Source organism: Paenibacillus rhizosphaerae (assembly GCF_014192015.1).
Classification (GTDB): Bacteria; Bacillota; Bacilli; order Paenibacillales; family Paenibacillaceae; genus Paenibacillus_AQ; species Paenibacillus_AQ rhizosphaerae.
Window position 1 is genome coordinate 183,034 of the sequence record NZ_JACHXJ010000004.1, and the last position, 25,647, is coordinate 208,680.

The 25,647-nt window shown below is 54.3% G+C and carries 22 protein-coding genes; 16 read left to right on the plus strand and 6 right to left on the minus strand.

What is annotated here, in order from left to right; genetic code table 11:
- Window positions 1-235: 235 nt before the first annotated feature.
- From FHS19_RS23005 to FHS19_RS23045, 9 genes are all read left to right on the plus strand, one after another.
- A complete protein-coding gene (locus tag FHS19_RS23005) occupies window positions 236-1,201 on the plus strand; it encodes a LacI family DNA-binding transcriptional regulator (RefSeq protein WP_183584152.1) in 966 nt (321 codons plus the stop codon).
- A 91-nt stretch (window positions 1,202-1,292) separates the two neighbouring features.
- Window positions 1,293-1,706: a YugN-like family protein gene (locus FHS19_RS23010; protein ID WP_076173024.1), complete on the plus strand. Its 414-nt coding sequence runs from the start codon at window positions 1,293-1,295 to the stop codon at window positions 1,704-1,706.
- 194 nt (window positions 1,707-1,900) lie between these two features.
- The gene (locus tag FHS19_RS23015; RefSeq protein ID WP_183584560.1) at window positions 1,901-2,362 is read left to right on the plus strand and encodes a pyridoxamine 5'-phosphate oxidase family protein; all 462 of its coding nucleotides are present in this window, start codon (window positions 1,901-1,903) and stop codon (window positions 2,360-2,362) included.
- A gap of 343 nt (window positions 2,363-2,705) precedes the next feature.
- Window positions 2,706-4,391, plus strand: coding sequence for a sensor histidine kinase (locus FHS19_RS23020; RefSeq protein ID WP_312887306.1), 1,686 nt, complete (start codon window positions 2,706-2,708; stop codon window positions 4,389-4,391).
- Window positions 4,369-5,187, plus strand: coding sequence for a response regulator transcription factor (locus tag FHS19_RS23025; protein ID WP_183584154.1), 819 nt, complete (start codon window positions 4,369-4,371; stop codon window positions 5,185-5,187). Before FHS19_RS23020 ends, FHS19_RS23025 begins: the two co-directional genes overlap by 23 nt.
- 163 nt (window positions 5,188-5,350) lie before the next feature.
- Window positions 5,351-6,685, plus strand: a complete 1,335-nt coding sequence (locus FHS19_RS23030) for an ABC transporter substrate-binding protein (RefSeq protein ID WP_183584155.1) — start codon at window positions 5,351-5,353, stop codon at window positions 6,683-6,685.
- 194 nt (window positions 6,686-6,879) lie between these two features.
- A complete protein-coding gene (locus FHS19_RS23035) occupies window positions 6,880-7,758 on the plus strand; it encodes a carbohydrate ABC transporter permease (protein ID WP_183584561.1) in 879 nt (292 codons plus the stop codon).
- A 26-nt stretch (window positions 7,759-7,784) separates the two neighbouring features.
- Complete coding sequence (locus tag FHS19_RS23040; protein WP_183584156.1) at window positions 7,785-8,618, plus strand: carbohydrate ABC transporter permease; 834 nt, start codon at window positions 7,785-7,787, stop codon at window positions 8,616-8,618.
- Window positions 8,619-9,162: 544 nt separating this feature from the next.
- On the plus strand, window positions 9,163-10,362 hold the full coding sequence (locus tag FHS19_RS23045; RefSeq protein WP_246426806.1) for a multidrug effflux MFS transporter: 1,200 nt from the start codon (window positions 9,163-9,165) through the stop codon (window positions 10,360-10,362).
- A 220-nt stretch (window positions 10,363-10,582) separates the two neighbouring features.
- Here the strand turns inward: FHS19_RS23045 and FHS19_RS23050 are convergent, their stop codons facing one another.
- From FHS19_RS23050 to FHS19_RS23075, 6 genes are all read right to left on the minus strand, one after another.
- Window positions 10,583-11,908 (minus strand): 6-phospho-beta-glucosidase, encoded by a 1,326-nt coding sequence (locus FHS19_RS23050; protein ID WP_183584158.1) that lies wholly within the window; start codon window positions 11,906-11,908, stop codon window positions 10,583-10,585.
- 12 nt (window positions 11,909-11,920) lie between these two features.
- Window positions 11,921-12,910, minus strand: coding sequence for an N-acetylglucosamine kinase (locus FHS19_RS23055; RefSeq protein ID WP_183584159.1), 990 nt, complete (start codon window positions 12,908-12,910; stop codon window positions 11,921-11,923).
- A gap of 66 nt (window positions 12,911-12,976) precedes the next feature.
- Window positions 12,977-13,975: a LacI family DNA-binding transcriptional regulator gene (locus tag FHS19_RS23060; protein WP_183584160.1), complete on the minus strand. Its 999-nt coding sequence runs from the start codon at window positions 13,973-13,975 to the stop codon at window positions 12,977-12,979.
- 260 nt (window positions 13,976-14,235) lie between these two features.
- The gene (locus tag FHS19_RS23065) at window positions 14,236-15,621 is read right to left on the minus strand and encodes an ABC transporter substrate-binding protein (RefSeq protein WP_183584161.1); all 1,386 of its coding nucleotides are present in this window, start codon (window positions 15,619-15,621) and stop codon (window positions 14,236-14,238) included.
- Window positions 15,622-15,808: 187 nt separating this feature from the next.
- The gene (locus tag FHS19_RS23070; RefSeq protein ID WP_183584162.1) at window positions 15,809-16,693 is read right to left on the minus strand and encodes a carbohydrate ABC transporter permease; all 885 of its coding nucleotides are present in this window, start codon (window positions 16,691-16,693) and stop codon (window positions 15,809-15,811) included.
- Window positions 16,694-17,584, minus strand: a complete 891-nt coding sequence (locus FHS19_RS23075) for a carbohydrate ABC transporter permease (protein WP_312887307.1) — start codon at window positions 17,582-17,584, stop codon at window positions 16,694-16,696.
- 633 nt (window positions 17,585-18,217) lie between these two features.
- On the opposite strand from FHS19_RS23075, the gene FHS19_RS23080 reads away from it, so the two are divergent.
- From FHS19_RS23080 to FHS19_RS23110, 7 genes are all read left to right on the plus strand, one after another.
- Complete coding sequence (locus FHS19_RS23080) at window positions 18,218-18,913, plus strand: response regulator transcription factor (protein WP_183584163.1); 696 nt, start codon at window positions 18,218-18,220, stop codon at window positions 18,911-18,913.
- An 88-nt stretch (window positions 18,914-19,001) separates the two neighbouring features.
- Window positions 19,002-20,450, plus strand: coding sequence for a serine hydrolase domain-containing protein (locus tag FHS19_RS23085; RefSeq protein WP_183584164.1), 1,449 nt, complete (start codon window positions 19,002-19,004; stop codon window positions 20,448-20,450).
- On the plus strand, window positions 20,447-21,370 hold the full coding sequence (locus FHS19_RS23090) for an ABC transporter ATP-binding protein (RefSeq protein WP_183584165.1): 924 nt from the start codon (window positions 20,447-20,449) through the stop codon (window positions 21,368-21,370). Before FHS19_RS23085 ends, FHS19_RS23090 begins: the two co-directional genes overlap by 4 nt.
- Entirely contained in the window at window positions 21,363-22,127 is a 765-nt protein-coding gene (locus FHS19_RS23095) for a DUF2705 family protein (protein WP_183584166.1), read from the plus strand. Before FHS19_RS23090 ends, FHS19_RS23095 begins: the two co-directional genes overlap by 8 nt.
- A gap of 21 nt (window positions 22,128-22,148) precedes the next feature.
- On the plus strand, window positions 22,149-23,048 hold the full coding sequence (locus FHS19_RS23100) for a sensor histidine kinase (protein ID WP_183584167.1): 900 nt from the start codon (window positions 22,149-22,151) through the stop codon (window positions 23,046-23,048).
- Between the two features lie 67 nt (window positions 23,049-23,115).
- Entirely contained in the window at window positions 23,116-24,063 is a 948-nt protein-coding gene (locus tag FHS19_RS23105) for a helix-turn-helix transcriptional regulator (protein ID WP_183584168.1), read from the plus strand.
- A gap of 149 nt (window positions 24,064-24,212) precedes the next feature.
- Complete coding sequence (locus FHS19_RS23110; protein WP_183584169.1) at window positions 24,213-25,622, plus strand: MATE family efflux transporter; 1,410 nt, start codon at window positions 24,213-24,215, stop codon at window positions 25,620-25,622.
- The last annotated feature ends 25 nt before the right edge of the window (window positions 25,623-25,647 follow it).

The following is a 25,647-nucleotide window of genomic DNA, read 5'->3' on the forward strand; positions in this document are numbered from 1 at the left end:
ACGATCGGCAGCCAGCCATTCGGAAGCGGTATATTTGAGGGGCCGACCCGGGACAGCAAATCCGCTGCCCGGGCGGTCCTTTTCTTTTTCACGAACAGGTCAAGCGCCGTTGGTAGAAATGAAATGTAGCCTGTATGAAAGCGCTGTTGTGCAGGGGAACGGGGCACCGGTGTCGAAACGATTCAAACAGAATGATAAAATGAAATGAGAAGCCAAACGATTGGAGTGAGAAGCCGTGGCCAGCATTAAAGATATTGCCAAAAAAGCCGGCGTATCCATATCAACGGTATCCTACGCGCTGAACGGAAGCTCGAAGGTGACGGATGAGACCTGCGCCCGGATTTTGGCCATCGCCAAAGAACTGAATTATGTACCCAATGCGGCGGCACGAAGCCTGAAGAAAAAGGAATCGAAAATTATCGGGGCCTTTCTGCCGGATTTTAGCGGCGGTTTCTACGGAGATCTGCTTCAGGGAATGAAGGGCACGCTGATTCAAAAAGGATACGATCTGGTGGTATGCAGCGGACCCCAGTCGCACCGGCTGCTGGCCGAGAAGCTGTTTGACGGGGCGCTGATCCTCGACCACACGTTCTCGGACGAGCAGCTGCTGAACTTTGCCGAGCTTGGGCACCGGCTGGTGGTGCTGGATCGGGAGCTGAACCATCCGAATATCAATCACGTTCTTCTTGATAACAAAGCTGGAGCCAGCCTGGCTATGGAATATTTGATCGACCTCGGACACCGGAAAATTTACGTGGTTACCGGTCCCGAGGGCTCTTACGACTCGAAGCAGCGTATAGCGGCGGTCAGACAAACGGTCGAACGAAGCAGCGACGTGGAATGCATTGAAATTCCCGGTGACTTTAACCGCTCGGGAGGCGAGCGGGCCGGCAAACAGATTGCTGCGGAATTCGCGGGTCCGGTGGCGGTCTTTTGCCTGAATGACGAAATGGCCATCGGCATGTATGATTATATATCCGAAACGGATTTAGAGATGGGCAAAGACATCCATATCATCGGTTTCGATAATATCGAGCTGTCGGAGTACATCCGCCCAAGGCTTGCGACGATCGATTATTCCAAGAAAAAGTGGGGATCCCTCGCTTCCGAGCAGCTGATCAAAATCATTGAAGGCAAGCCGGTCGAAAATGAGCGGATTTATGTGACGTTGGTCAAGGCGGAGTCGGTTAAGCCGGTCTAATCAGACTAATCCCGCCGGACGGCGGCCGCTGAAGTATAAAGAAAGATATTCCTGCTCATCCTGAAGGTAAACCGACAGGGAGGATGCAGGAATGATCAATTTGGAGTCCAGACTCGAAAATGTGGAAGACGAATTCGTCAATATTGACAGCTACCTATGCAAGCATGACTTTTCGCTGGCCGGCAATTGGGATTACAAGCACGGCTATCTGGATAAGCGCCTTGACCAGGAAAGAATGGTGTGGCTGCGGATCCCTTTTCATGTAACCAAAGGCAATCTGGACGGCGAATGCGGCGGCTGCCGGGCGACTGTTAAGCTGGGACGTCCTTTCGTATTCAAGTACGTATACAACACGGGAACTGACAAGCATGCCATGCCCCATCTGCTCGGCGCCTTATTCGACCAGTTTCAGGCACCGCTCGATCCTGACGCACATCTGGAGGACGAGTGGGTGCAGCGCGCAAGAAGCGTTCTGCAGGAAGTGGAGCTGGGGTACTTACCCTAAGGATTTCGCCGTAAATTAGAGCAGCTTGGTCAAATTCGTTTGGCCGGGCTGCTTTTTGTTTTGTAATTGAAAGCGGAGCGGAAACTGCCTGGATTTGGCAGAGCCTACGTGTTTCTTTTTATACAGCCATTGTTTGCTTCATAGAGTACAATAGGGAAAACCATAAGAAAGGAGAGTGTCGGTCGATGAAATACATGGAGACAGCGGTACTTCCGGACGAGCTGTACAAGCTGCTGGACGGCAGGGAGCTGATCACGAAGCAGCATGAAGCGATGATGCTGATGACCGTAACCGAGGAGGGGTGGCCGCATACGGCCATGATCAGCGCAGGCGAGATCGTCGCCCTGAACCCGGGGCTGGTCCGGCTGGCCATGTGGAACGGAACCGCGACGACCCGAAATATGATCCGCACGGGACAAGCAATGCTCGTTCTGGTCTACTCCGGCAAAGCTTACTACGTAAAGCTGGCACTGAGACTTCTGCCGGTGCTTCCCGCAGCCAAGCATCCGCGGGAGCGCTTCGAGGCGGATATCGTATCCGTCCGTGCGGATGTGGCTGCGTACGCGGACATTAGGTCTGGTATTCAGGTCGACTTTAAGGAGCCCGAAGCCGTGCTCACCCGCTGGTATGAAACGTTAACCGAGCTGAGGCTGTAGAAAGGCTGCCGAATGCCGATAAAGGGCGCTTCCGCGCATCCCCAGACTGGGCGAATGACTGGTCTGAGGATGCCGCAAAACGCGGCTCAGCTTCCTTAAGATTACGTCGGTAAGGCTTTTCTTCTGATCTTTCGTGCTTTGTTCGGAATTTATGCAACATGCTTTGAAAGCGCAATCATTCGTATATACAATAACATTACGAAATTCACACTTGGAAAAAGAGGGTGATTCGCATATGAGATCCTGGCTCCTCACGCGCTTTCCCCCGCTACACTCGATTGTTGTACAGCTATTCCTCTTCTTTTTCTTCGGGATGACTCTTCCTGTCCTTATAGGAGGGTTCTTGTCCTACCACAAATCGTCCTTGATCGTGGAACAGCAGGTCAGCAAGGTGGCCGCGCTAACGATCGTGCAGGTCAGCGACAAGCTGAACATGTTTTTCAAGAAACTGGATGACTCCTCGATGATGGTATTAAACAGCAAAATCGTCCACAACATTTTGGAGCAAAGGCAGGGCGACAACGCCTATGAAACGACGCTCAAGGTGAAGGACGGTAAAGATATGCTGACCTCGATTATGATCAATTCACCGGAAATTCTCGATATTTATATTTTTGATGTCAAAGGCAAAAACTCGGTGCTCAGCGCAGACTCCCTCATGTCGATCCCGAATCAGTGGGATTCCGACTGGTACAAAGCCATTTTGAAGGCGAACGGGAATACCGTATGGTTTGGGCTTTCCGAAACCTCATACCTGAAAAAGACCGGGATGGGCTTCCCGGTGTTTGGTCTAGGCAGGGCCATTCGCAGCTGGGAAACCGGTGAAATCATCGGCGTCATGTTTGTCGAGGTGATGGGGAACGTGCTGATCGATGAGCTGAACCGCGTTCAATTCGGCGATACGGGATACGTCTACATCGTCAACGACCGGAATCAGTATTTCTACCATCCCGACCCGGACGAGTACGGCCAAACGTCGAAGCTGCCGCTGCCGGCCCGGAAGACGCAGCTTCGGGAGGGGCGGCGGAATACGCTGATGATTCCCGAGCAGCTCGACAACGACTGGCGCGTCGTCGGCGTCGTGCCGCTGGAGGAGATGACAGCCGATTCAGCCAGTATCCGCAATCTGACGGTGTTAATTACCCTCTGCTCGATCGTGCTGGCGATCGGCATGGGCTACTACGTTACACGCAGAATCGGGAATCCGCTCGTCAACTTGAGCCGCTTGATGCGCAAAGGGGAAGCCGGCGACCTGACCATCCGCAGCCGAAGCGTCGGACGCAACGAAATCGGCCAGCTGGGACGCAGCTTCAACAAGATGATCGAACAGATCGAGCTGCTCATCGAGCGGATTGCCAAGGAGGAATCCGAGAAGAAGAAAGCTGAAATCCGGGCGCTCCGGTACCAGATCAATCCGCATTTTCTGTACAACACGCTGAATTCGATCCGCTGGCTGGCCAAGCTGAACCGCACGAACGATGTCGACCAAGCCGTCACCTCGCTCGTCCAGCTGCTCGAGGTCAGTATGGGGCGCAGCGGCGTCTTTATCCAGTTAGGCGAGGAGCTGGACCTGCTGCAGAAATACATGGTCATTCAAGGGTACCGGTATGACAATGCCATCAGTCTGCTGATCGATTGTCCCGATGAGCTGAAGCAAATTCCGATTCCGCGCATGCTGCTGCAGCCGATCGTGGAGAACGCGGTCTTCCACGGCATCGCGCCCAAAGACGAACCGGGCACGATTGAGATCCGCGCACGCCAAGAGGGGGAGGAGGTCATCGTCAGCATCGCCGACGACGGCGTAGGTATGAGCGAAGAGCGGCTGGCCCACATCTTCGCCGACGAGCGTGCCCACCATCACCGGGGGATGACCAACATCGGGCTGCGCCATGTGCATCAAACGATTCGGCTGTATTACGGCAGCGGATACGGGGTCAGCGTGACCAGCGAGCTCATGCAGGGGACGGAGGTCACGATTACTTTTTCAAATTTAAAGGGGGATCAGGATGTACAAAGTGCTGTTGGTTGATGATGAAGCCATCGCAAGAATGGGGATTCGGTCTACTTTTGAATGGGAAGTCAACGGATTCGAGCTGGTGGGGGAAGCCTCCAACGGCCAGCGGGCGATGAAATGGGTCGAAAGCAAGGAGATCGACATTCTGATTACCGATATTGCCATGCCGGTCATGGATGGGCTTGAGCTGGCGCGCAGGACGAGGGAGATCTGTCCTTGGGTCAAGGTGCTCCTGCTCAGCTGCCACAGCGATTTCGAGTACGTCCGCGAGGGGATCCGGCTGGGTGCCTTTGACTATATCCTAAAGCCGATGCTGAGTGCGGAATCGCTGAAAACGGTGCTGTATGAAATGCGCCACAGCCTGCAGAAGGAGAAGGAGGATCACCGTATTCTGGAGCAGTACAAGGAAAAAAACAGCGCAGATCCGGCGGTTGCGGTGATGCCGCTGCCCCTCCCTGCAGATTGTCCGCCTCCGGATAAATCGCTGCACCAACGGATCGTCCAGCAGGCGGTCGAATATATTTCGGAGCATTTTACAGAGTCGATCTCTCTGCAGCAGGTTGCCGACAAGGTGTGCGTCAGCCGCAACTACTTCAGTGAAATGTTCAAGCGGGTCACCGGACATAATTTCATCGATTACTTGATTACGCTGCGGGTGAACCGGGCCAAAGAGCTTCTGCAAAATCCCACGATGAAAGTATATGAGGTCGCGGAGATGTCCGGCTTCAATGACACCAAGCATTTCAGCAAGCAGTTCAAAAAGGTCGTCGGACTGACGCCGGCGGAATTCCAGGGAATGCCGCGCAGATGAGCTGGTTCAACTTATAGATCAAAAACACAGGAAAACATGACACGATTTCGGAAATATGTGCCGTTCAAAAGGCGTAGGACGCCGTTTTATAATAATCACGTAAGCGTTTTCACATCAAGGTGCTAAGCCGATGACTACTCTTTTTGAATGGGGGAGTAAAGAAATGAAGAAGCTGAGAAAGTCCTTGCTCGCGGTGGTATTGTTGGCGTCGGTTGTGCTGCAGGCATGCGGATCGGGTGGCGGCAGCAGCGACAACCAGGGAGCGGTGGCGGAAGAAGGCAAAGGCGGCGGGGAGAAGGTCAAGATTAAATGGGCGACCTGGGGAAATCCCGGAGAGCTGACCCGCTTCCAAGAGTTTACGAAGGATTTCAACGCGAGGCATCCGGACATTGAGGCGGAGCTGATTCCGATTCCGGGAGAATACGACCAGAAAATTTTGACACAGCTGACGGGAGGAACTGCTCCGGACGTGTTTTATGCCGGCGATGGCTTCGTCGTGAAACTGATCGAGAATAAGAGCATCGAGGAAGTAACGCCGAGAATGACGGCGGCAGACAGCAAAATCAAACCGGAAGACTACTTTGAAGGGCTGTGGGGCGCGGCCAAGCGTGACGACAAAATCTACGGCGTGCCGGTCGACTGCAATCCGATGGTGCTGTGGTACAACAAGAAAGTGCTGAATGACGCGGGAATTACGGAGATGCCGGCCGACCTTCAGGCGAAGGGTCAATGGACCTGGGACGCGTTCAAAGGCATGGTGGAGAAAATCCGCGACTCGAAAAAGTACGGTTACGTGCTGGATAACTCCTGGAACAGCTATTACAGCTGGGTAACGGCAAACGGCGGCAAAGTTTACGACGACAACGGCAAGTTCATCGGCTATGACGATCCGAAGGCGAAGGAAGCGTTCCAGTTCCTGTACGATAACGTGAAGGAGAAAAATATTACATTTGCCGGTACGCTGCCGAAGGGGCAGGGCGGTGACGCCATGTTTATGTCCAACCAAGTCGGGTTCGTCGGAGCCGGACGCTGGTATCTGCCGCTGTTCAAGAAAAACTCCAGCCTGGAGTACGATGTCGTGACCTGGCCGACGAACACGGGGAACAAGATTGAACCGGCCGGAATTCCGACGGCATTTCTGGTCATGAACAGCGCATCGAAGCATAAAGACGCCGCCTATACCTTCTACTCCGAATTTCTGAGCACGGATGGCCAGAAGTTCCGTCTGCAAGGCGGAGGTAATGCCGTACCGTCCGTTCAAGGCGTGGATGACGTCGTTCTGGAAGGCAACCTGCCGGAGCATGCACAGCTGTTCCTCGATGCCCGCGAGGTAGGTTATTCGCTGACTCCGTTCGAGGCCGGCATTCCAGGGTTGAGCACGGATATCACTTCCAAGTTCGAGGCACTGTGGCTCAAGAACGGCGAATTGGACGCATCGCTCAAAGACATTCAGGACATGGCCAACAAAAAAATCGACGATTATAAAAACGGCAAATAACGAAAGTCCGGAGGGAAGGAGCGCATGGCACAGCGCAGCGTTCCTTCCCTCTTTCCATGCCGGCCGGCGGCTGACGGCCAGCGCTTCACAAGGCGTAATTCGCAAGAGGAAGGTGGATGTTTATGCAGAATCAGACGGCCGATCGAACGGCTTCTGCGCCGGCCTTGCAGCCGGACAACAAACGGAAGACCGCGATGACGAGCAAGACATCGGATGGCATATGGGGCTATGTCTTTATTTTTCCCCAATTGGTCGGGCTGCTGCTGTTCTCCTTAATTCCCCTGATTTCGGCTTTCGTCCTCAGCATGATGAAATGGGACGGGATGGGGGAGAAGCAGTTTGTCGGACTGGATAACTTCATCAACACGTTCAAGGATGAGGATTTTCGGATCTCCGTGGTCAACACGCTGTATTATACGGTGCTAACCGTGCCTACGGGCATTATTCTGGCGATGCTCATCGCGGTGGGCCTGAATCGGGTAAAAGGCAAGCTGATCTACAGACTCATTTATTTTATGCCGAACATTACGATGTCCGTGGCAGTCGCCGTTGTATTTATGTGGCTGTTTAACGCGGATTTCGGGTTGATCAACCTTTATTTGAAGGAGTGGTTCGGGATCGACGGTCCCCGCTGGCTGACCGACACGCGGTTTGTCATGCCGTCGATCGCCATGCTCAGCGTCTGGATGGGGCTTGGCGGAAATATGGTCTTGTTCCTGGCCGGGCTGCAGGGCATATCCGCCAGCTATTACGAAGCGGCACAGATTGACGGCGCCAGCAAATGGCAGCAGTTTGTCAATATAACCGTTCCGCTGCTGTCTCCGACGACCTTTTTCGTGACGATTATGACGATCATCGGTTCGTTTCAGGTGTTCGACCAGTCGTTCGTCATGACCTCCGGCGGGCCCGCGAAAGCGAGCTATACGATCGTGTTTCACATTTACGATTCGGCGTTCGTGGACTTTACGTTCGGTAAAAGCACGGCGACCGCAGTCATTTTGTTCATCATGATCTTGGCGCTGACGCTGTTCCAAATGAAAATGTCCAAACGCTGGGTCCATTACGAGGACTAGAATCGACCGGATAAGGAGGAGAACGCATGCAGACCAGAGGACTACGTTTGTCCACCGTCCTGCTTCACATTATATTGCTGATCGGCGCGTGCATTATGGCACTGCCGTTTGTATGGATGCTGCTCAGCTCGCTCAAGGATCTGTCCCAAGTTTTTATCGTGCCGCCGAAATGGATCCCCGATCCGTTCGTGTGGTCCAATTTCAAAACCTCGTTAACGGCTTTGCCCTTCGGAAGGGCGTATTTCAACAGCTTTTACATTAACGTGATCGTCGTTGCTTCGCAGCTGTTCACCTGTTCGATGGCGGCTTACGCGTTTGCCAAGATCCGCTTTCCTTTCCGGGAGCCCCTCTTCGTCCTGTTTCTGGCGACGATGATGGTGCCGGGGCAAGTCACGATCATTCCCCTGTATTTGATGATGAAAAGCATCGGCTGGCTGGACTCGCACTTGTCCATCATTGTGCCCGCCGCGTTGTTTAACGCTTTCGGCGTGTTCCTGCTGCGCCAGTTTTTCAGAGGCATTCCGAAGGAGATGGAGGAGGCCGCCATCGTGGACGGTGCCAACCGCTGGACGATTTATGCGCGGATCATGCTGCCCCTGGTGAAACCGGCTTTGTCGGCGCTCGGCATTTTCACGTTCCTCGGCATGTGGAACAGCTTCTTCTATCCGCTCATTTTCCTGAACACTCCCGAAAAATTTACCGTCCCGATGATGCTGAACCTGTACCGCGGCATGTATTCCACGGACTGGACGCTCATGATGGCCGGCGCCTCGATCGCGCTGATTCCGGTGCTTATTGTGTATATTATCGGTCAGCGGTATATCATTGAGGGCGTCACGCTGTCGGGGATCAAGGGGTAACAGGTTGTGTCTATGTTTAGAGATAAGAAAGTATAAACTCCCCTGGGTAACCATCCTTATCTCACAAGAAAAACATTCGCTAAAAGAGGTCTGTCCTCTTGGAATGTACGACGCTAAACGTTTTTTTATAAGCGAAGAAGCAGCAGCGTGGCCAAATTTTCATTGGCCAGGCTGTTTTTCTTTGTGGCCGCAGGCGGCGGAAAGGCGGGATGTCCGAAGCTACAAGGAATGGGGAACAGCGTGACCTACTGGAAATATAGGATGGCGCTCATTTTGCGAGGGAAATATGATACTCTATATAGAATGAACTAAAGAAATGAAATGTTATAGGCCTCTAGGGGCCCGTTATAATAAGAAGATTAATGCACAACTTTAGTTCAATCTATCGAGTGAAGAGAATTTTACTTTATCATGCCATGCATCGGAGCAGGAAACACAGAGGGGGAACAAGATAGAACTTATGAATAAACGTTCACATACGGATGCGAAGGCAGGCGGCTCTGCGGCTTCAGCCACTCCCGGACCGGGAGCGAACCGGATCTGGATGATTATTGTGCTGGGGGCGCTGTCGGCCTTCGGTCCGTTTTCGCTTGATATGTATTTGCCGTCTTTGCCGGAAATGGCCAAATCGATGCATACGACGGCCTCGCTGACCCAGCTCAGCTTGACGTCCTGCCTCATCGGCCTTGCGGTAGGCCAGCTGCTGGCGGGGCCAATCAGCGATGTGAGGGGGCGCCGCACGCCGCTGATGATCGGGATGGTGGTTTACGGGGTTTCGTCGCTGCTGTGCGCCTTCAGCCCGTCGATTGAGCTGCTGATCGTGCTGCGTTTCATCCAGGGCATCGCGGGCTCAGCGGGGATTGTCATATCGAGGGCGATCGTCCGGGACATGTATTCGGGGAGCGAGCTGACCAAGTTTTTCTCCATGCTGATGCTGGTGAACGGGGCGGCACCGATCCTGTCGCCGATCCTGGGTGGACAGCTGCTTCAGGTGACCTCGTGGCGCGGGGTATTTATCGTGCTGACGGCCATCGGGGTCGCCATGCTTCTGGCCGTCATGCTCGGGCTGCCGGAGACGCTGGCGCCCGGCAACCGCTCCGGCGGCGGGGCGCAGGGCACGGTGAAGACGTTCGGCAAGCTGCTGCGCGACGGCAAGTTCATGGGCCTGGCGCTCAGCTCAGGCTTCATTTCAGCCGCGATGTTCGCCTATATTTCCGGCTCGCCGTTCGTGCTGCAGGAAATTTACGGGGTATCCCCGCAAATGTTCAGCGTGATCTTTGCCACGAACGGGCTCGGCATCATTATCGCGGGGCAGATCACCGGCCGCTTGGCCGGACGCGTCAGCGAGAGAAAGCTGCTCGTGACCGGCATTACCCTCGCGACGATCGGCGGTGTGCTGCTGCTGGTCCTGCTCGCCGCCGGGGCAGGCCTTGCGGCGATCCTGCCGCCGCTGTTCGTGGTCGTATCCTGCGTCGGCATCGTCGGAACCGCAGGTTCCTCGCTGGCTCTGCAGGATTACGGCCGCTCAGCGGGCAGCGCCTCGGCGCTGCTCGGGCTGCTCTCCTACATCTTCGGTGGGATCGTCAGCCCGCTCGTAGGCATCGGAGGCAGCACCTCGGCCTTGCCGATAGGCATCGTCATCGCCTGCGCGGACGTCGGCGCCGTGCTGTGCTACGTGCTGCTGGTGCGCAGGCACACGCGTGCCAGCCAAGCCGGCTCGGCGGACGCCTCGGCAGGGCTGTGATGCCGGGGGCACCGCGGGGGGCATGGCCGGGAGGCGGCCACCGGGCCGCTGCTGCGGCGAGGACTGAAAAAACCTTGAACGGGAACATGCCGTTCAAGGTTTTTTTGTGTGTGTTTTGCAGCGGCAGTACTGCCAATCTGCATCGATTTGCGGTAAAAAGGGTTCACCCGCGGGCAGGCGTCACGATCATCCGATTATCCTTTGAGTCCATCCCTCTGCCTCAGGGATGTGCCGGTGTTTTCCCGAAAAACTGCGGCAAGTATTCTTTGTTGGCCTCCAGCATCTCATCCAGCATCTTGATGGCGACTTCGACCGACGGCACGAGCGGGTGATGGGCCAGCGCTTGGATTGCCAGCCCACGGTCGCCGGTGACCGCAGCGTCGATGGCGAGCTGCTCGTAGGTTTTGACGGCTTGGATTAGGCCGACGGCCATCCGCGGGACACGCGTCACCGGCAGCGGGAGCGGCCCGTTTTTCGTCACGACGCAGTTGACCTCAATGCTGGCATCCTCGGGCAGGAACGGCAGCGTCCCGCGGTTGGCCACGTTCAGCGTCTGGATGTCATTGGTGCCGTTATAGAGCGACCGCATCAGGTTGACGGCGGCTTCGGAGTAGAAGGCGCCGCCGCGCTGCTCCAGCTGCTTTGGCTTCTCTTTCAGATCCGGGTCGCTGTACAGCTCGAAGAGCTCCTCTTCGACCCGCTTCACAACCTCGGCGCGGTTGACGCCCTGATGAAAGGATTCGAGCTGCTCCTCCAGCATCGCGTCCGTCATGTAAAAATACTTTAAATAATAGGAGGGCAGGGCCCGCAGGGACTGCAGGAACTCGGGGTTCCATTCGCGGGCTGGCACGTTCGAAGCGCTGTAACCGGCGGTATCGGCAAGCAGTTCATCCAGTTTGTCTTCGCCTTCGACATCGACGCGGGTGACCCAGTGAAGATGATTCAGGCCCACAAACTCAGCGTAGACCCAGTCGGGGGCGACCTGGTATTTGGCCGAAGTCTGTTTGATCAGGCCGATGGGTGCGTTGCATAATCCGATGCTGCGGACCTTGGAATACTTCAGGATGGCTTCGGTGACCATACCGGCCGGGTTGGTAAAGTTAAGCAGCCAGGCGTTTGGCGCCAGCTCCTCCATATCCCGGCAGATATCGAGCAGTACCGGGATCGTGCGCAGCGCCTTCATCATGCCGCCGGGACCGGTCGTTTCCTGACCGATGACCCCGTACTTGAGCGGGATCGATTCGTCGCGTCCCCGGGCATCCAGCATGCCTACGCGCATTTGGGTGCTGACGAAGTCGGCGCCTTCGATCGCTTTGCGGCGGTCGGTGGTCAGATGTACCTCGATTGGCAGTCCCGACTTCTCAACCATCCGTTTCGCCAGGCTGCCGACGATGTTCAGCTTCCGCAGGCCAGGCTCGATATCGACCAGCCACAGCTCGCGGACCGGAAGCTCACGGTGATGCAGGATAAACCCTTCCACCAGCTCCGGCGTATACGAGGAGCCCCCGCCGATCACTGCTATTTTCAACCCCTGCTTTGAAGTCATGATCCTTCACTCCTATCGGGTAGTTTGGTTAATAAGCTCAAAATCGCGGAACAGCCGCATTTGCTCATAGACCTGCTCCGGAATCATCATGCCGTCCGCCTCCATGGCCGCCCATACGGCGCCGACGACCGGCTCCGTCGCGAGCGTCACGACCGAAGCGGCCGGTGCCACGGCTCGGACGGCGTCTTCAATCGGACCGCGGATCCAGCCGCGGTCACCCCGTGTCAGCAGGCTGCCGGCAAGCACCACGTCAAAGGCCTCGTTCTCCATACCGAGCCTACGGATGACGGCAGCGGCCGACTGTCCAAGCTCCACGCCCTGGCGGTTCAAAATTTCGAGCGCCACCGCATCCTGACCGGCAGCGGCTGCGAACAGCAGGCGCGCGGCGTCCACCGGCACATTGCGCTGGTTATCATAGAAGTCGTCGAACATTTCGCCGACGGTATCGTAGCCCAGCAGGGACAACAGCAGCTCCGTCAGCTGCGTCGGCTGCTCGCGTCCGTCCCAGGCGCGGATGACGGAGCGGAACACCTCAATGTTTAAGGCCCCGCCTCCGCCAAAATCGCCGTACATATAATCGAAGCCGCCGCACTGCACATGCTTGCCTGCCGGATTTCGGCCGGCGGCGTTGGTGCCCGTGCCGCAGATGAGGGCGACGCCGTACGGCCGCTTCGTCCCGGCCCGGAGACCGATGATGGTATCACAGTCTACTGAATAATCCGTGAAGCCCATGTTTCGGATCATGGGATGCAGGATCCGGTAGTCCGGCTCACGGTCGGCTCCCGCCAAGCCGAAGAAGGTGTGGCGGATGTCCGCAAGCTGCAGCCCGGCGTCGGCGATGGCACCGAAAGCGGCGCTGCGAATGCTCTCGGCGGCCACGGCGGCGTCAATCTGATGATTCCCGTTGCCGCTCTGGCCTTTGCCGAGCACTTGCCCCTGCCCGTCGGTGAGCAGGGCATAGGTTTTGGTACCTCCCCCGTCGATTCCCAAATAGTAAGCCAATAGTTGTCACTCCTATATGATCAATTCATGCTTTTGCCGAACATGATGATCCGGAAGCTTTGAAACTCAGGCCCGATGCCCAGGAACGGAAGACTCCCGGACGATGAGCTCCGGATCGATTTTCAAGTTGGCTCCGCGCTTCATCGTACCGTCGATCCGCTTCAGCAGCATGTCGGCTGCGGCGATGCCGATCCGGTCGGCAGGCTGGCGTACCGTCGTCAGATACGGATGAAGCTGGGAGGATATCGTCTGGTCGTCATAACCAACGACGGCTACCTGGCCGGGTACCTGAACGCCTGCCTCCGTCAGCGCGTTCACCACGCCGAGGGCGATATTGTCGTCGCCAGCGAAGACCGCTTGCGGAAGCCGTCCTTCCTTCAACCACCGGACAGCCGTTTTGTAGCCGAACCGGATTTCAAAGCCCCCGTTTACGATTTCAAAGGGGGTCAGTCCCCGCTCCGACAGCGCCTGCATAAATCCGTCGCGTCTCTCCCGGGTGCTTCGGAACATCTCCTGTCCGCACAAATGGGCGATGGACGTATATCCGGTATCGAGCAGATGGCTTGCCGCCGCATAGCCGCCCTTGAAGTTGTCGATCGTCACCGAGAAATTGTCGTTTTCCGGCTTCTGATTATCGATCAGTACGTAGGGAATGCCGCGTTTTTTTAGCTCCACGATATAGTTGTCTTCTTCCATGGGGGAGAGGAGAATGAGCCCGTCCACCCGGTCCTCCTGAATCAGGTAATGGCTCCCGTCCGAACCGATGCCCGTCGATACCGAAATGGCCAGATAGTAGCCGTGAAGCGCGAACACTTCGTTCAGCTCCTTGACGACGGCATCGAAGAAGGAATCCTGCAGCGTCGTTACAATAAGGCCAATGATGCCGGTTTTCCCGCGGGCAAGGCTCCGGGCGGCGGCGTTCGGGTGGTATCCCAGCTCTTTGATCGCATCGAGCACTTTCTGCCGGTTTTTTTCCCGGACGGTTTCGGCTCCGTTCAACACGCGGGATACCGTTACGACGGACAGCCCCGATTTTTTGGCAACGTCAAAAATACTCACTTTCATCTTCATTTCTCCTTGGGCAGATTTTTCCGAACCTATAAACTTATCCCTAGTATACATGGACGGAAGTCTGTCCGCGAAGCATGGGATGGCATATACCGGATATCGCCCGCAGAGGACGGCATCCGGTCGCCGTTAAACCGTAAAACGTATAACGAATCGAGTCCAATAACTACATTATAAAGTCATGATCCGCTCCACCTAGGAGGACATTCTTACGATGGTAGGGGAGATTGCTCTACAATGCTCTACAAACGCTCCCTTTACCGTTTGATAATCTCCTGCAGCTTCTTCTGAATCGTCGGCATGACTTCCTCTACCGTCTTGTGCCCGCTTTCGATCGGCTGCATCTCGTTGATGAACATGTCGTTGATTTGCGAGTAGTTCGTGATCAGGTGGTTATAAGACTCAAAGCCGTATTTGACGGCGCCTTCGTACACGTTCTTAATGTCCTGCGGGTCAACGCCTTCAAAGTGTTTGTAATAAGCCTCGGCTGCCTGCGTATTCACCGGCGGGTTGCCTCCGCTAAGCTCGATCGACTTCTCCTGCACATCGGCGGTGACCAGATACTTGATCCATTCAAAAGCCTCCTTCGGATGCTTGGAGCCCTTTAGGATCATGAGCGGATCGACGTACAGCGTGCTGCGCACCTTGTCATTGCCGCCCCAAGGCACGGCCGCCACGCCAATTTTGAACGGAAAATCGTTGGCCCCGGCCAGGCTCCACGAACCGCTGACGGACATGCCGATTTTGCCGGCGACGAAGGGATCGCCGTTCTGACCGGCGACGCTTTGGCTCCACTCGGTCGTCGGGGAGACTTTCTCTTTGAAAATCAATCCAAACAGCTTGTTATAGGCTGCGATCACTTCCGGCGAATCGAAATGAGTTGCGGAAGGGACGCCGCCGTTGGTCCAGGTGTCCTCCGAATAAGGCTCGGCCCCGAAGTAGAGAGGGCGGTTATCGCGCTCGGCCCAGGTGAAGTCCACGCCGTACTGGGTTTTTGCGATGTCGTCCGAAATGACGGTCAGCTTCTTGGCGTCTTCGACCATGTTGTCGAACGTCCAGCTTTTGTCCTCATAATCGCTCGGCGGGTAAGGTACCTTCGCGGCGTCAAACATATCCTTGTTATAGAGCATCAGGGTGACGTACATATTGACCGGAATGCCGTAAGTACGCTCCTTTACCTTGTAGATGTTCATCAAGTTGTCCGGAATGCCGTAATCCGCGGCCTTGAAGCCGTCCTCCTGGATAATGTCCGTCAGATCCAGCAGCATATCCTTGTTGTAGTACTCCGCAAATCCACCGGAGCCGTAATGGCTGGTGACGTCCGGGGATTTGCCGCCGGCGATCAGCGTCTGCAGCTTGCTGTCAAACTGCTCGTAAGGCGCTTTTTCGACCTTAACCTTAATATTCGGGTGCTTTGCTTCAAAATCGGGAATCAGCTTCTCGACGAACGTGCGGTCCTCCGAATCGATCGTGTAGTGGGTAATCGTCACTGTGCCGCCTTTATCGCCCCCTCCGGAGCTATCGCCTCCGGAAGTCACATCGCCCGCCGATTTGCCGCCGCTGCAGCCGGAGAGCGCGGCAGCCACCAGCATCAGCGTCGTCAGAAGAAGGGCAAAACCTGATCTTTTCCTATTCCTGTTCATGAACCGATACCTCCATTGCCTTCATGTAATGGGTGGTGCTGCTGTCTGAACTAGTTGAAGTAAAATCCGGTCCGCTGCCCCCTGTGGGGAAGGTGCCTGCAGCATGCCGGCCTCGACGTCGCCCCGGATGGCGCTTGCAGATGACCGCTGCCGCCGGGACGACGGGCTTCCCAATAGATCCGTGTCTTTACTTGATCCCGGTAAGCACGATGCCCTCCACGAACCGCTTCTGGGCTACGGCGAACAGCGTCACGATCGGCAGCATGGCCAGCACGGAAGCGACCATCAGCAGGTGCCACGGCGGAATCCGGAAGCGCGATGAAGTCAGGGATGCCATGCCGACCGGCAGCGTAAGTTTCTCGGTGGAACTCAGGTATAGCACCGGCGTCAGCAGATCGTTCCAGCTGTAGATGAAGGCGAAGATCGCCACGGTGGCGAGCGCCGGTCCTGAGAGCGGGAGGGCGATTTGGCGCCACATGCGAAACTCGCTGCAGCCGTCGATGCGTCCGGCGTCGAACAGCTCATCAGGGAGCGTTGAGAAGAACTGGCGCAGCAGGAAGATGTTGTACGCTGAGCCGAAGAACGCCGGGACGATCAGGGGGAGGAACGTGTCGATCCAGTTCAGCTTCGAGAAGAGGATGAACTGGGGGATCATGATCGCCGGGTAGGGCAGCATCATGGTGCTCAGCATGAGCAGAAACCAGGTGCTGCTCCCCTTGCCGCGGTATCTGGCAAAGCCATAGGCGGCTAGCGCCGAGGAGAGCAGCGTGCCGACCACGGTAAGAATGCCGATGATCAGGCTGTTCATGTACATCGTGCCGAAGGAGAGCGTCTCGAAAATCTCCTTGTAATTGCTCCACTGCCAGCTTTCCGGCAGGAAGGTCGGCGGAAATTTCAGCATTTCCTTCTTCGACTTCAGCGATGTCGATACCATGAAGAACAGGGGCAGCAGCATAAGAAAGGTGGTTACGACCAGCGCGATGAAGCTGACAATGCCTACGGGGTCCGCGCTGCGCCGCCGCTTGGGGACGGCGTTGTTCGCTTGTGGGCCAGCGGCCGGAAGGGTACTCATCTAGCGTTTGCCTCCTTCGTAGTGAACGTATCGGTTCGACAGCTTCATCACGAGCGCGGTGAACAGCATGACGACGACGAGCAGCACCCAGGCCAAGGCGGAGGAATAGCCGGCGCGGTACTCTTTGAAGGCGCTGGTGTACAGGTTGTAGACATAGAACCAGGTGGAGTAGTTCGGGCCGCCCTGGGTCATGACAAAAGCTTGGGTAAACACCTGGAAGGAATCGATCATGCCCATGATCAGCTGGAACAGCAGCACAGGCGAGATCATCGGCAGGGTGACATGGAGAAAAATTTTGAAGCGTCCCGCCCCGTCCAGCTTGGCGGCTTCCACCAGGCTCGCCGGAACGCCCTGCAGTCCCGCCAGAAAGAGGATCATGCCCGAGCCAGCCGTCCAGAAGGACATAATCATCAAGGCGTATAGAGCCGTGTCGGGGTTCATGAGCCAGGCCGGGCCTCTGATGCCGAACCAGGAGAGCATGTAGTTGAACAGCCCGATCTGCGGGTTGAAAATCCAGTACCAGAGCAGCGACATCGCCACACCGGATACCATGCTCGGGAAATACATCGCGGTCCGGAAAAATCCGCGCAGCGGAATCCTCTGGTTCAGCAGCAGGGCAAATCCAAGGGCGAGCAGCAGCTGGATCGGCACGCTGATGAGCGTATACCTCAGCGTCACCGTGACGGATTTCCAGAACAGATCATTGCCGAACATCTCCGCATAATTGGCCAGGCCGATAAATTGGGGCGGGTGAATGATGTCGTAGTCCGTGAAGCTGTAATAAAGCGAGGACAAGAGGGGATACAAGGCAAAAACCAGAAAGCCGATGAGCCAGGGGGAAATAAACAGGTACATGTACAGCGTTTGCCGCCTGCTTTCGCGATGGGTCACGGGTGCACCAACCTTTCTCACAAAGTTAATGAAAGTTTAAACGCTTTAACTTCTGGGCGATTAAAACCGTACTATTTAGCAAAGTAACGGAATGTAACTCTAAAAGTTAAAGTGCTTTAACTTTCACCTCCTGCCTGTTGCCATTATCATAGTGGATGGTCTGCAAATAATCAATACTAAATTTCGGTGTTGTAAGCGTTACCTGTTATGAAAGATTACATTTGGCTGCGAAATACTTATTATTTTACAGGAAGAGAGGCGTATGTGATGTCGTTTCTCAGGACGGAAGCAGACAAGTCCCCCTTCATAAGCTGGCAGAAACCCGATCACGTCTTATTTTGTTAAGGATTTGTGATATAATCTAACATTAAGAATACCCTGGAAGTAACTTGGGAACCCTGCGGAATGAATCGGGCGGCCTCATTAAGCTATTGGGCAGAATAACGAAATAAAGGTAATCTCGAAAATGGCAAGAATTAATGATATTAGACGGGGCAGCCGGACGTGACCCTGCAACCGCCGACTGATCCGGATCAAAAGATGATGAATCATACTTCTTAAAAAGGATACGGCTGCTCGTTTACAAAGATTTATGGACACTAGAGGCATTGGTGGCAGTTTGGAGTGAATGAAATGAACGCAATAGTGAAAATATTGGTCGTTGAAGATGATAATGAAATTAATAAGTTGCTGTGCGAAATGATAACCCGTAGCGGATATGTTGCACAATCGGCCTATTCCGGCACGGAAGCTTTGTTGTATTTGGCCAAGGAGCGGGAGTGGAGCATGGTATTGCTCGATTTGATGCTTCCCGGTCTAAGCGGCGAAGAATTACTTCAGCAGTTAGGACCGGATCGTAAACTCCCGGTTATCATTATATCGGCCAAAGGGGAACAGCAGTCAAAAGTCGCCGTTTTAAGAATGGGAGCGGACGACTACATTACAAAACCTTTTGATGTTGAAGAGGTGCTGGCAAGGATCGACATCCATCTCGGCAGATATAGACGGGTTGCGGCACCCGATCCGATCCGTCAATTGACGTACAAAGACATTCATTTGAACATCGATACGAAGATGGTATCGGTAAACGGCTCCGATGTGGTCTTGACCGCTAGAGAATTTGCTGTTCTGGAACTGTTAATGTCATATCCGAAGAAAGTCTTTACGAAGCAGAATCTGTTCGAGGCGGCATCGGGTGAGGCTTACTTGGGTGATGACAACACGATTACGGTGCATATGAGCAATTTAAGAAAGAAACTGGCGCAGGCCAACCCGGAGGCTGAGTATATCGAGACCATCTGGGGAATGGGATATCGACTGAAAGGATGAATTAATGTTTTCTTAAGATGTTGGTTAATATCCTATTAGGATTTGATGATTAGAATGAAAGAACATCAGATCCGATAGGAGAATGGCAATGAAAAAAATAATTATTGTAGTCATGGCGATCGCTCTCTTGGCCCCGCTTCTATATTTTCCTCACTCAACCTATGCTGCGCCTGTACTCGACAAGGGCGCTGTAGACAACTATGTTGAACGTTATTTGGGACGGAATGGACTGCCGGGTGCATCCATTGTCATTGTTAAGGATGGCGAGGTCATCCACGCGCAGGGCTACGGGCATGATTCCGAAGGAAGACCCGTGACGGAACACTCCTTAATGAAAATTGGTTCAGTGTCTAAAGCCTTTACCGCCTTTGCCGTGCTGCAGCTCGTGGATGAAGGAACAATCCAACTGGACGCCCCGGTTGTTCGATATTTGTCCGAGCTAAAGATGAACGATGATAGGTTCGAGCAAGTCACCATCCGTCAACTGCTTAGCCATACTTCCGGGATTCCGAACCCGACTATTGTCCCCCAGGCGGATACCTTAGAAAAAGGGGCCAAGCGTGTGCAACAATGGCAGCTCCAGTCCAATCCCGGGGAGCGCCATTTCTATAGCAATGCGAACTATTGGATCCTGGCATGGTTGGTGGAGAAATTAAGCGGCATGGAGTTCGCCGAGTATCTGGACACGAAGGTGTTCTCTCCGCTCGGCATGGACGACTCCCTCTCTCTTGTGAACGCTGGCGACGCGGTTCCCGGGTTACCTCTTGGGTATGTCTCAGCCTACGGAGCGGCAGTTCCAATATCAGAGATGGAGCAAATGTTCAGTGGTTCAGGGGGGATCGTGACGACAGCGGCGGATATGGGAGAATGGCTCGTGATGCATACCCATAAGGGGATAAGCGCATCAGGGAAAAGATTATTGTCTTTATCCTTATTGGATGAATCCTATTCCCCACAGCCTGGAAGTGAACATTACGGTCTAGGCTGGTCGCTCAGCGCTTCGGAAGTTACGCCGCAACGAATACAGCATAGCGGAGCATTATCCGGCTATCAGGCTCAGCAAAGCGTCATCCCGAGCAGTGGCTATGCCATAGCTGTCATGCTTAATAGCTTCACCACCACCTTCGAGCACGCTTATGCGATAAGCGATGGCATTATCCAACTAACCGAGGGACAAGCGCCTGCATTGAAGGCATCGGTACCTACCCTTATTGATTGCTCGGTCGGAGTACTGACGTTGCTGTATGTAGTCTTTGGGATCAGGGGAATCTTACGCAGCAAGAAGTGGTCCGATCGACGCCAGCACCATTCAGCCTTGCGATACTATCTGCGGTTAATCCCTCAATTGATCCCTATTGCAGGGATCGGATGGTTAATGTTTATTGTCCCGCAATTGCAGGATAATAGCTCGACCGTTCTGGATGTTTTTCGTTTATGGCCGGCTCTGGCGATTCTGTTATCCATCATCTTCTTATGTGCGGTGTTTATCACAGGGACAAGAATCAATTATCGGATTAAAGGGGGTAACTCCAAGTGAAAGAGTCTGTTCTGACAACTATCGGGTTGACGAAGAAGTTCAAGGGACAGACCGCCTTGGATCATGTAAACTTGGTTGTAGAAAAGGGAGATATATACGGTTTCATCGGGCAAAACGGGGCAGGAAAAAGCACGCTGCTACGTATCGTGACTGCGCTGGCCCGGCAGACGAGCGGAATCGTCAGCTTGTTCGGGGAAAGCGGCGAGGCGGGGTTGATTGAAGCCCGGAAGCGCGTAGGGGCAATCATTGAAAGCCCAACCTTATATCCCGATATGACAGCCCGCGATAATCTTGAAGTCCATCGATTGCTCCGGGGGATCCCAGGTAAGGCATGCATAGCGAAGACGCTTGCCCTTGTCGGGCTTCAGGATACGGGGAAGAAGAAGGCGAGGAACTTCTCGCTCGGTATGAAGCAGCGCTTGGGCTTGGCCATCGCCTTGCTGGGCGACCCGGAGCTGCTTATACTCGATGAACCGACGAATGGCCTGGACCCTGGGGGCATCGTGGAGCTTAGAGAGCTGGTCAAGAGGCTGAATCGCGAGATGGGACTTACGATTCTAATCTCCAGCCATATCTTGAGCGAGCTGCATCAGATGGCAACGAAGTACGGCATTATTCATAAAGGCAGACTGCTCGAGCAATTGACCCATGAACAATTAAATGAGAAGTGCAAGCAGCACCTTCGTATCCGGGTCGATGATCCAAGCCAGGCCGCAACGGTTCTCGAGATGGAACTGGGCGCGCCTGATTATGAAGTTCTGCCGGATGGCACGATCAAGCTCTACAGTCTCTATCACGATGTCAGAAGGGTATCTATGGCTTTGACAAGGAGCGGCCTGGTCATCGAATATTTGGCGCCAGGCGGGGATGACTTGGAAAGCTATTTTACCAAACGGGTCGGGGGAGAACTTCATGATTAATTTGTTACGTACGGAGCTGTTCAAACTCAGCAAAAATAAAATTTTCTGGACATTGATCCTCATTGCGACGGTTGTTTTTGCCCTCCTGCACATTCTGATCACCATCGGATGGTGGAAGATGGATAACTTGTATATGGAAGCGGGGCTAGAGCTGTTCTCTTCCCTTCCACTTGCTACAGCCCCGTTCTACTTCATGCTATTCTTGAGTACGTTTGCCGGTTTTTTTGTCGCGAATGACTTTACAATAGGGGTCGTCAAGAATATCGTCATGAGCGGAAATCGCAGAAGTCATATCTTTCTAGCTAAGTTTATCGTATTGGTACTCGGTTCCGTAATGCTAACTGTAGCTTGTCCGTTAATTGTAATCACAGGCGGGAAGCTATTGTTCGGATTTGGCGAAATGACAGACCCGTCGGCACTGGGCTTCCTGGCAAGAGGGATGGGCTTGTTCCTCATTCATATGCTTGCCTGCGTCGCCTTGTTAATGCTAATCGCTCTGCTTGCGGAAGATAGCGGGAAAACGATTATTATTTCCGTCGTCATTGCATTATTGATTTCCGTAGCGGAAGTTCTGAGACCGTTACCGGGGATATTGGACGCTTTGTATCGCTATTCGATATTCCATCATCTTATTGATTCCTTCCGAATGGTGATGACCGCCCCCGATATGATTCAGTCTTTGTCAGTCGGACTTGGCACCCTTCTAATTGTGATGTGGTGCGGAAATTTGGCGTTTAAGAGGAAAGAGATTAAATAAAGGCAGTGAAGGGGGAGATCCATGATCTATGTAACGTCCGCTGCAGTTCTGCTTATGTTCATCTTTCTCCTTCGTCTGGTGTGGATCAAAAAGGAAATGCGACGAATATCGACCCAGGTCGAACGCTTCTATCAAGGCCTGAGCGGGAAAAAGGTCGACATTGCTTTGCTGGACAAAGATATCGAGGCGCTTGCCGGAAATATCAATCAATTAATCGATCTGGCGGTCCAGTCGAACAGGGATCGGATACGCAGTGATATCGAATTGAGGCAAGCGATCGCGAATATGTCCCATGATTTGAGAACGCCGCTAACGGCTATCATCGGGTATACCAAATTATTGGGAGCCAATTCCGTCACGGTAGAGAAACGGGAGGAGTATTTGTCCATCATCAGAGCTACTGCCGATCGATTACATACCTTACTCCATGAGTTCTTTGAGCTGTCTCTCGTGCAATCTGCGGATTATCAGCTCAAGCTTGAACCCGTGCAAATCAATGCATTGTTGTGGGAAGTATTGACCGGATTTTATGATCAATTTGTTGAGCGGCGCTTGGAACCCGAACTTAACATAACGGATGAACCGCTGATTGCCCAAGCGGATCCGTCAGCAGTCAGACGTGTATTCGAAAATCTGATCGGCAATGTAATCCGTCATGCGACAGGAAAGGTAGCGATCAGCTTGAAGCAGGAGGAGGGGAATGTTGTGCTCATCTTCAGGAATGAAGCGGCCAATTTGAGCGAGCAAGACGTAGACCACCTGTTTGATCGCTTCTACACAGCGGATCGGTCAAGATCAAGTCGAAGAACAGGCTTGGGGCTATCTATTGCTTATAGTCTCATGTCAAAGATGGATGGGCGATTGACCGCGGGGCTCCAAGACGGATGCTTGGAGATAAGATGTGGGTGGAATCGAAGCTGAAATAGGAAATGAACCACCTTGTCACTAAGCAAGCTGTGCCGCCAAATCCAGTAACGGGAGTGCCAACATGTCCAAATCCAAAAGACTGCTCGACCTGATGATGACGATTAACCGGATGCGCCGCTTCAAAGTCAAGGAGCTGGCCGACGAATTCGGGGTGTCCACCCGGACGATCCTAAGGGACTTGCAGGAGCTGAGCGAGCTCGGCGTGCCTTTATATTCGGAAGTGGGGCCGCACGGCGGCTACCAGGTACTGAAGGAACGGATCCTGCCCCCGATCGCCTTTACGGAGGAAGAGGCGGTGGCGATCTTTTTCGCGGTGCACGGCCTCCGGCATTATGTCCATATCCCGTTTGAGACGGAGAGCTCGTCCGCGCTCCAGAAATTCTACCACTACATGCCCGGGGATGTACGCGACCGGATCGACCGGATGAAGAACCGGGTGGACTTTATTACACCGTCCAGGCGGGCGGGTGCGCCCCATTTGTCCGTCCTGCTGGACGGAGCCGTGAACCAGAAGGTGCTGCGCATCGTTTACGAATCCCGCGGCGGCAGCTCGGTCCGGCAGATCCAGCCGATCGGCATCTACGCCAGTCAGGGACTGTGGTACTGCCCGGCGTACTGCTTCCAGCGGAAGGATTTCCGCCTGTTCCGGTGCGACCGAATGACGGACGCCGCCGAGGATACAACCGGCCTTGAAGCTGTCAACCTCAGCCATGTGCATCTGGGGAACCGGAAATCATTTCACAGGGAGGACTCGGCGGAGCTTCACTGCTATGTGGAACTGACCCCGGAAGGCGTGGAACGGTGCGAGGGAGAATTGTGGCTGGAATCCAAGCTGCATATCCGCGAGGACGGGACCGGCTGGGTAGACGGAATGATTCCGGAGCAAGACCTTTCGTTTTACGCCCAATTTTTTATCGGCTTGGGAACGAATGCGACCGTGAAAGTGCCTCAGGCACTGGTCGGTCTGATCCGCGAAAAACTCGCTGAACTGCTGTCCCGGTACGAATAACAGTCATTTTTAGGGAAGTAAGGGCTTACCAAAAAAAGAATATTAAATTTTCAGTGTTTTTCTGTTAAATGTCATGTATTTTCATGAAAACTGTGCTAACATACCTTTGTTTCAAAGAATACGTTTGAAAGAAAGGTGAATTCTGACTCATGACCACAACTGTTCAAGAGCCTTCTGCACGGTCAGAAAAACGGCTCAGTCTTGTCCGCCTCACCTGGCCTATATTTCTCGAATTGTTCCTGTTCATGCTGATGGGCAGTGTCGATACATTGATGCTCAGTTCGGTTTCCGATAATGCCGTCTCCGGCGTCGGCGCCGCCAACCAAATTATTTCCATCGCCATCCTCGTGCTGGAGGTGATCGGCAGCGGGGCGGCGATCGTGGTGGCCCAGTACCTGGGCTCCAAGAAACTCAGCGACGCGGCGCAGGTGACCGGAAATGCAATCACGCTGAACCTGGCCGTAGGGGTGCTGTTAAGCGTTATTTTTCTCGCCTTCGGCGGAATGATGCTGCGCCTGCTTAACGTGACCGGGGAAATTTACGGGTACGCCGAGTCCTATATCCAGATCGTCGGAGGCGGCATTTTCCTGCAGGCGCTGATTAACGCCCTCGCCGCAACGATCCGGACCCATGGATTCACCAAAGAAACGATGGTTGTGTCGCTTCTGATGAACATCATTCACGTGGCAGGGAACTATGCGCTGATCTTCGGGCATTTCGGCCTGCCCGCACTGGGTGTTCAGGGAGCGGCGATCTCGACAGTATTCAGCCGCCTGGTCTGCCTGCTGATCTTCTTCTGGCTGCTGTACCGGGTCATGGAAGTGCACGTGGAATGGCGTTATTACATCCGTCTGTCGAAGAAATTCGTGCTGAAAATTTTGAATGTCGGCATTCCGTCGGCTCTGGAAAGCATCGTATACCAAATGTGCCAGCTGACCTTCACCCTGTACGTAACCTACCTTGGAGCAGAGGCAATGGCCACCCGGCAGTATGCCGTGAACATCTCGATGTACATCTATTTGTTCAGCATGGCGATCGGCATGGGCACGGCCATTATGGTCGGCCATTACGTCGGTGAACGACGCAATCAGGACGCCTACACCCGGGTGTTTCAGAGTGTGAAGTGGGCGCTGGCCGCCACGATCGCCATCGACTTGATCATTATCCTGTTCCGCGTTCCGCTGATGGGCTTGTTTACGAACGATGCGCTCATTATCAAAATGGGGGCGCAGGTCATCCTGCTCAGCATCGTGCTGGAGACCGGCCGAACCGTCAACATCGTCATTATCAACTCGCTGCGCGCTTCGGGAGACGCCAAGTTCCCGGTATATATGGGGCTCTTGTCCATGGTATGCATGTCTCTGCCGCTGGGATACTTCCTCATATTCAAGCTTCACATGGGCCTTGCCGGCGTGTGGCTCGCCATTGCCGCGGACGAATGGGCTCGTGCCGTCATGATGTATTTCCGCTGGCGGAGCCGGGCTTGGGAGAAGCATGCGCTGATCGAACCGCAGGACGGACCCGAGGCCGTGCCGGCAACGGTGCCGACGACCGGTTAACCGAGGGTTAAGACGGCTGGATATA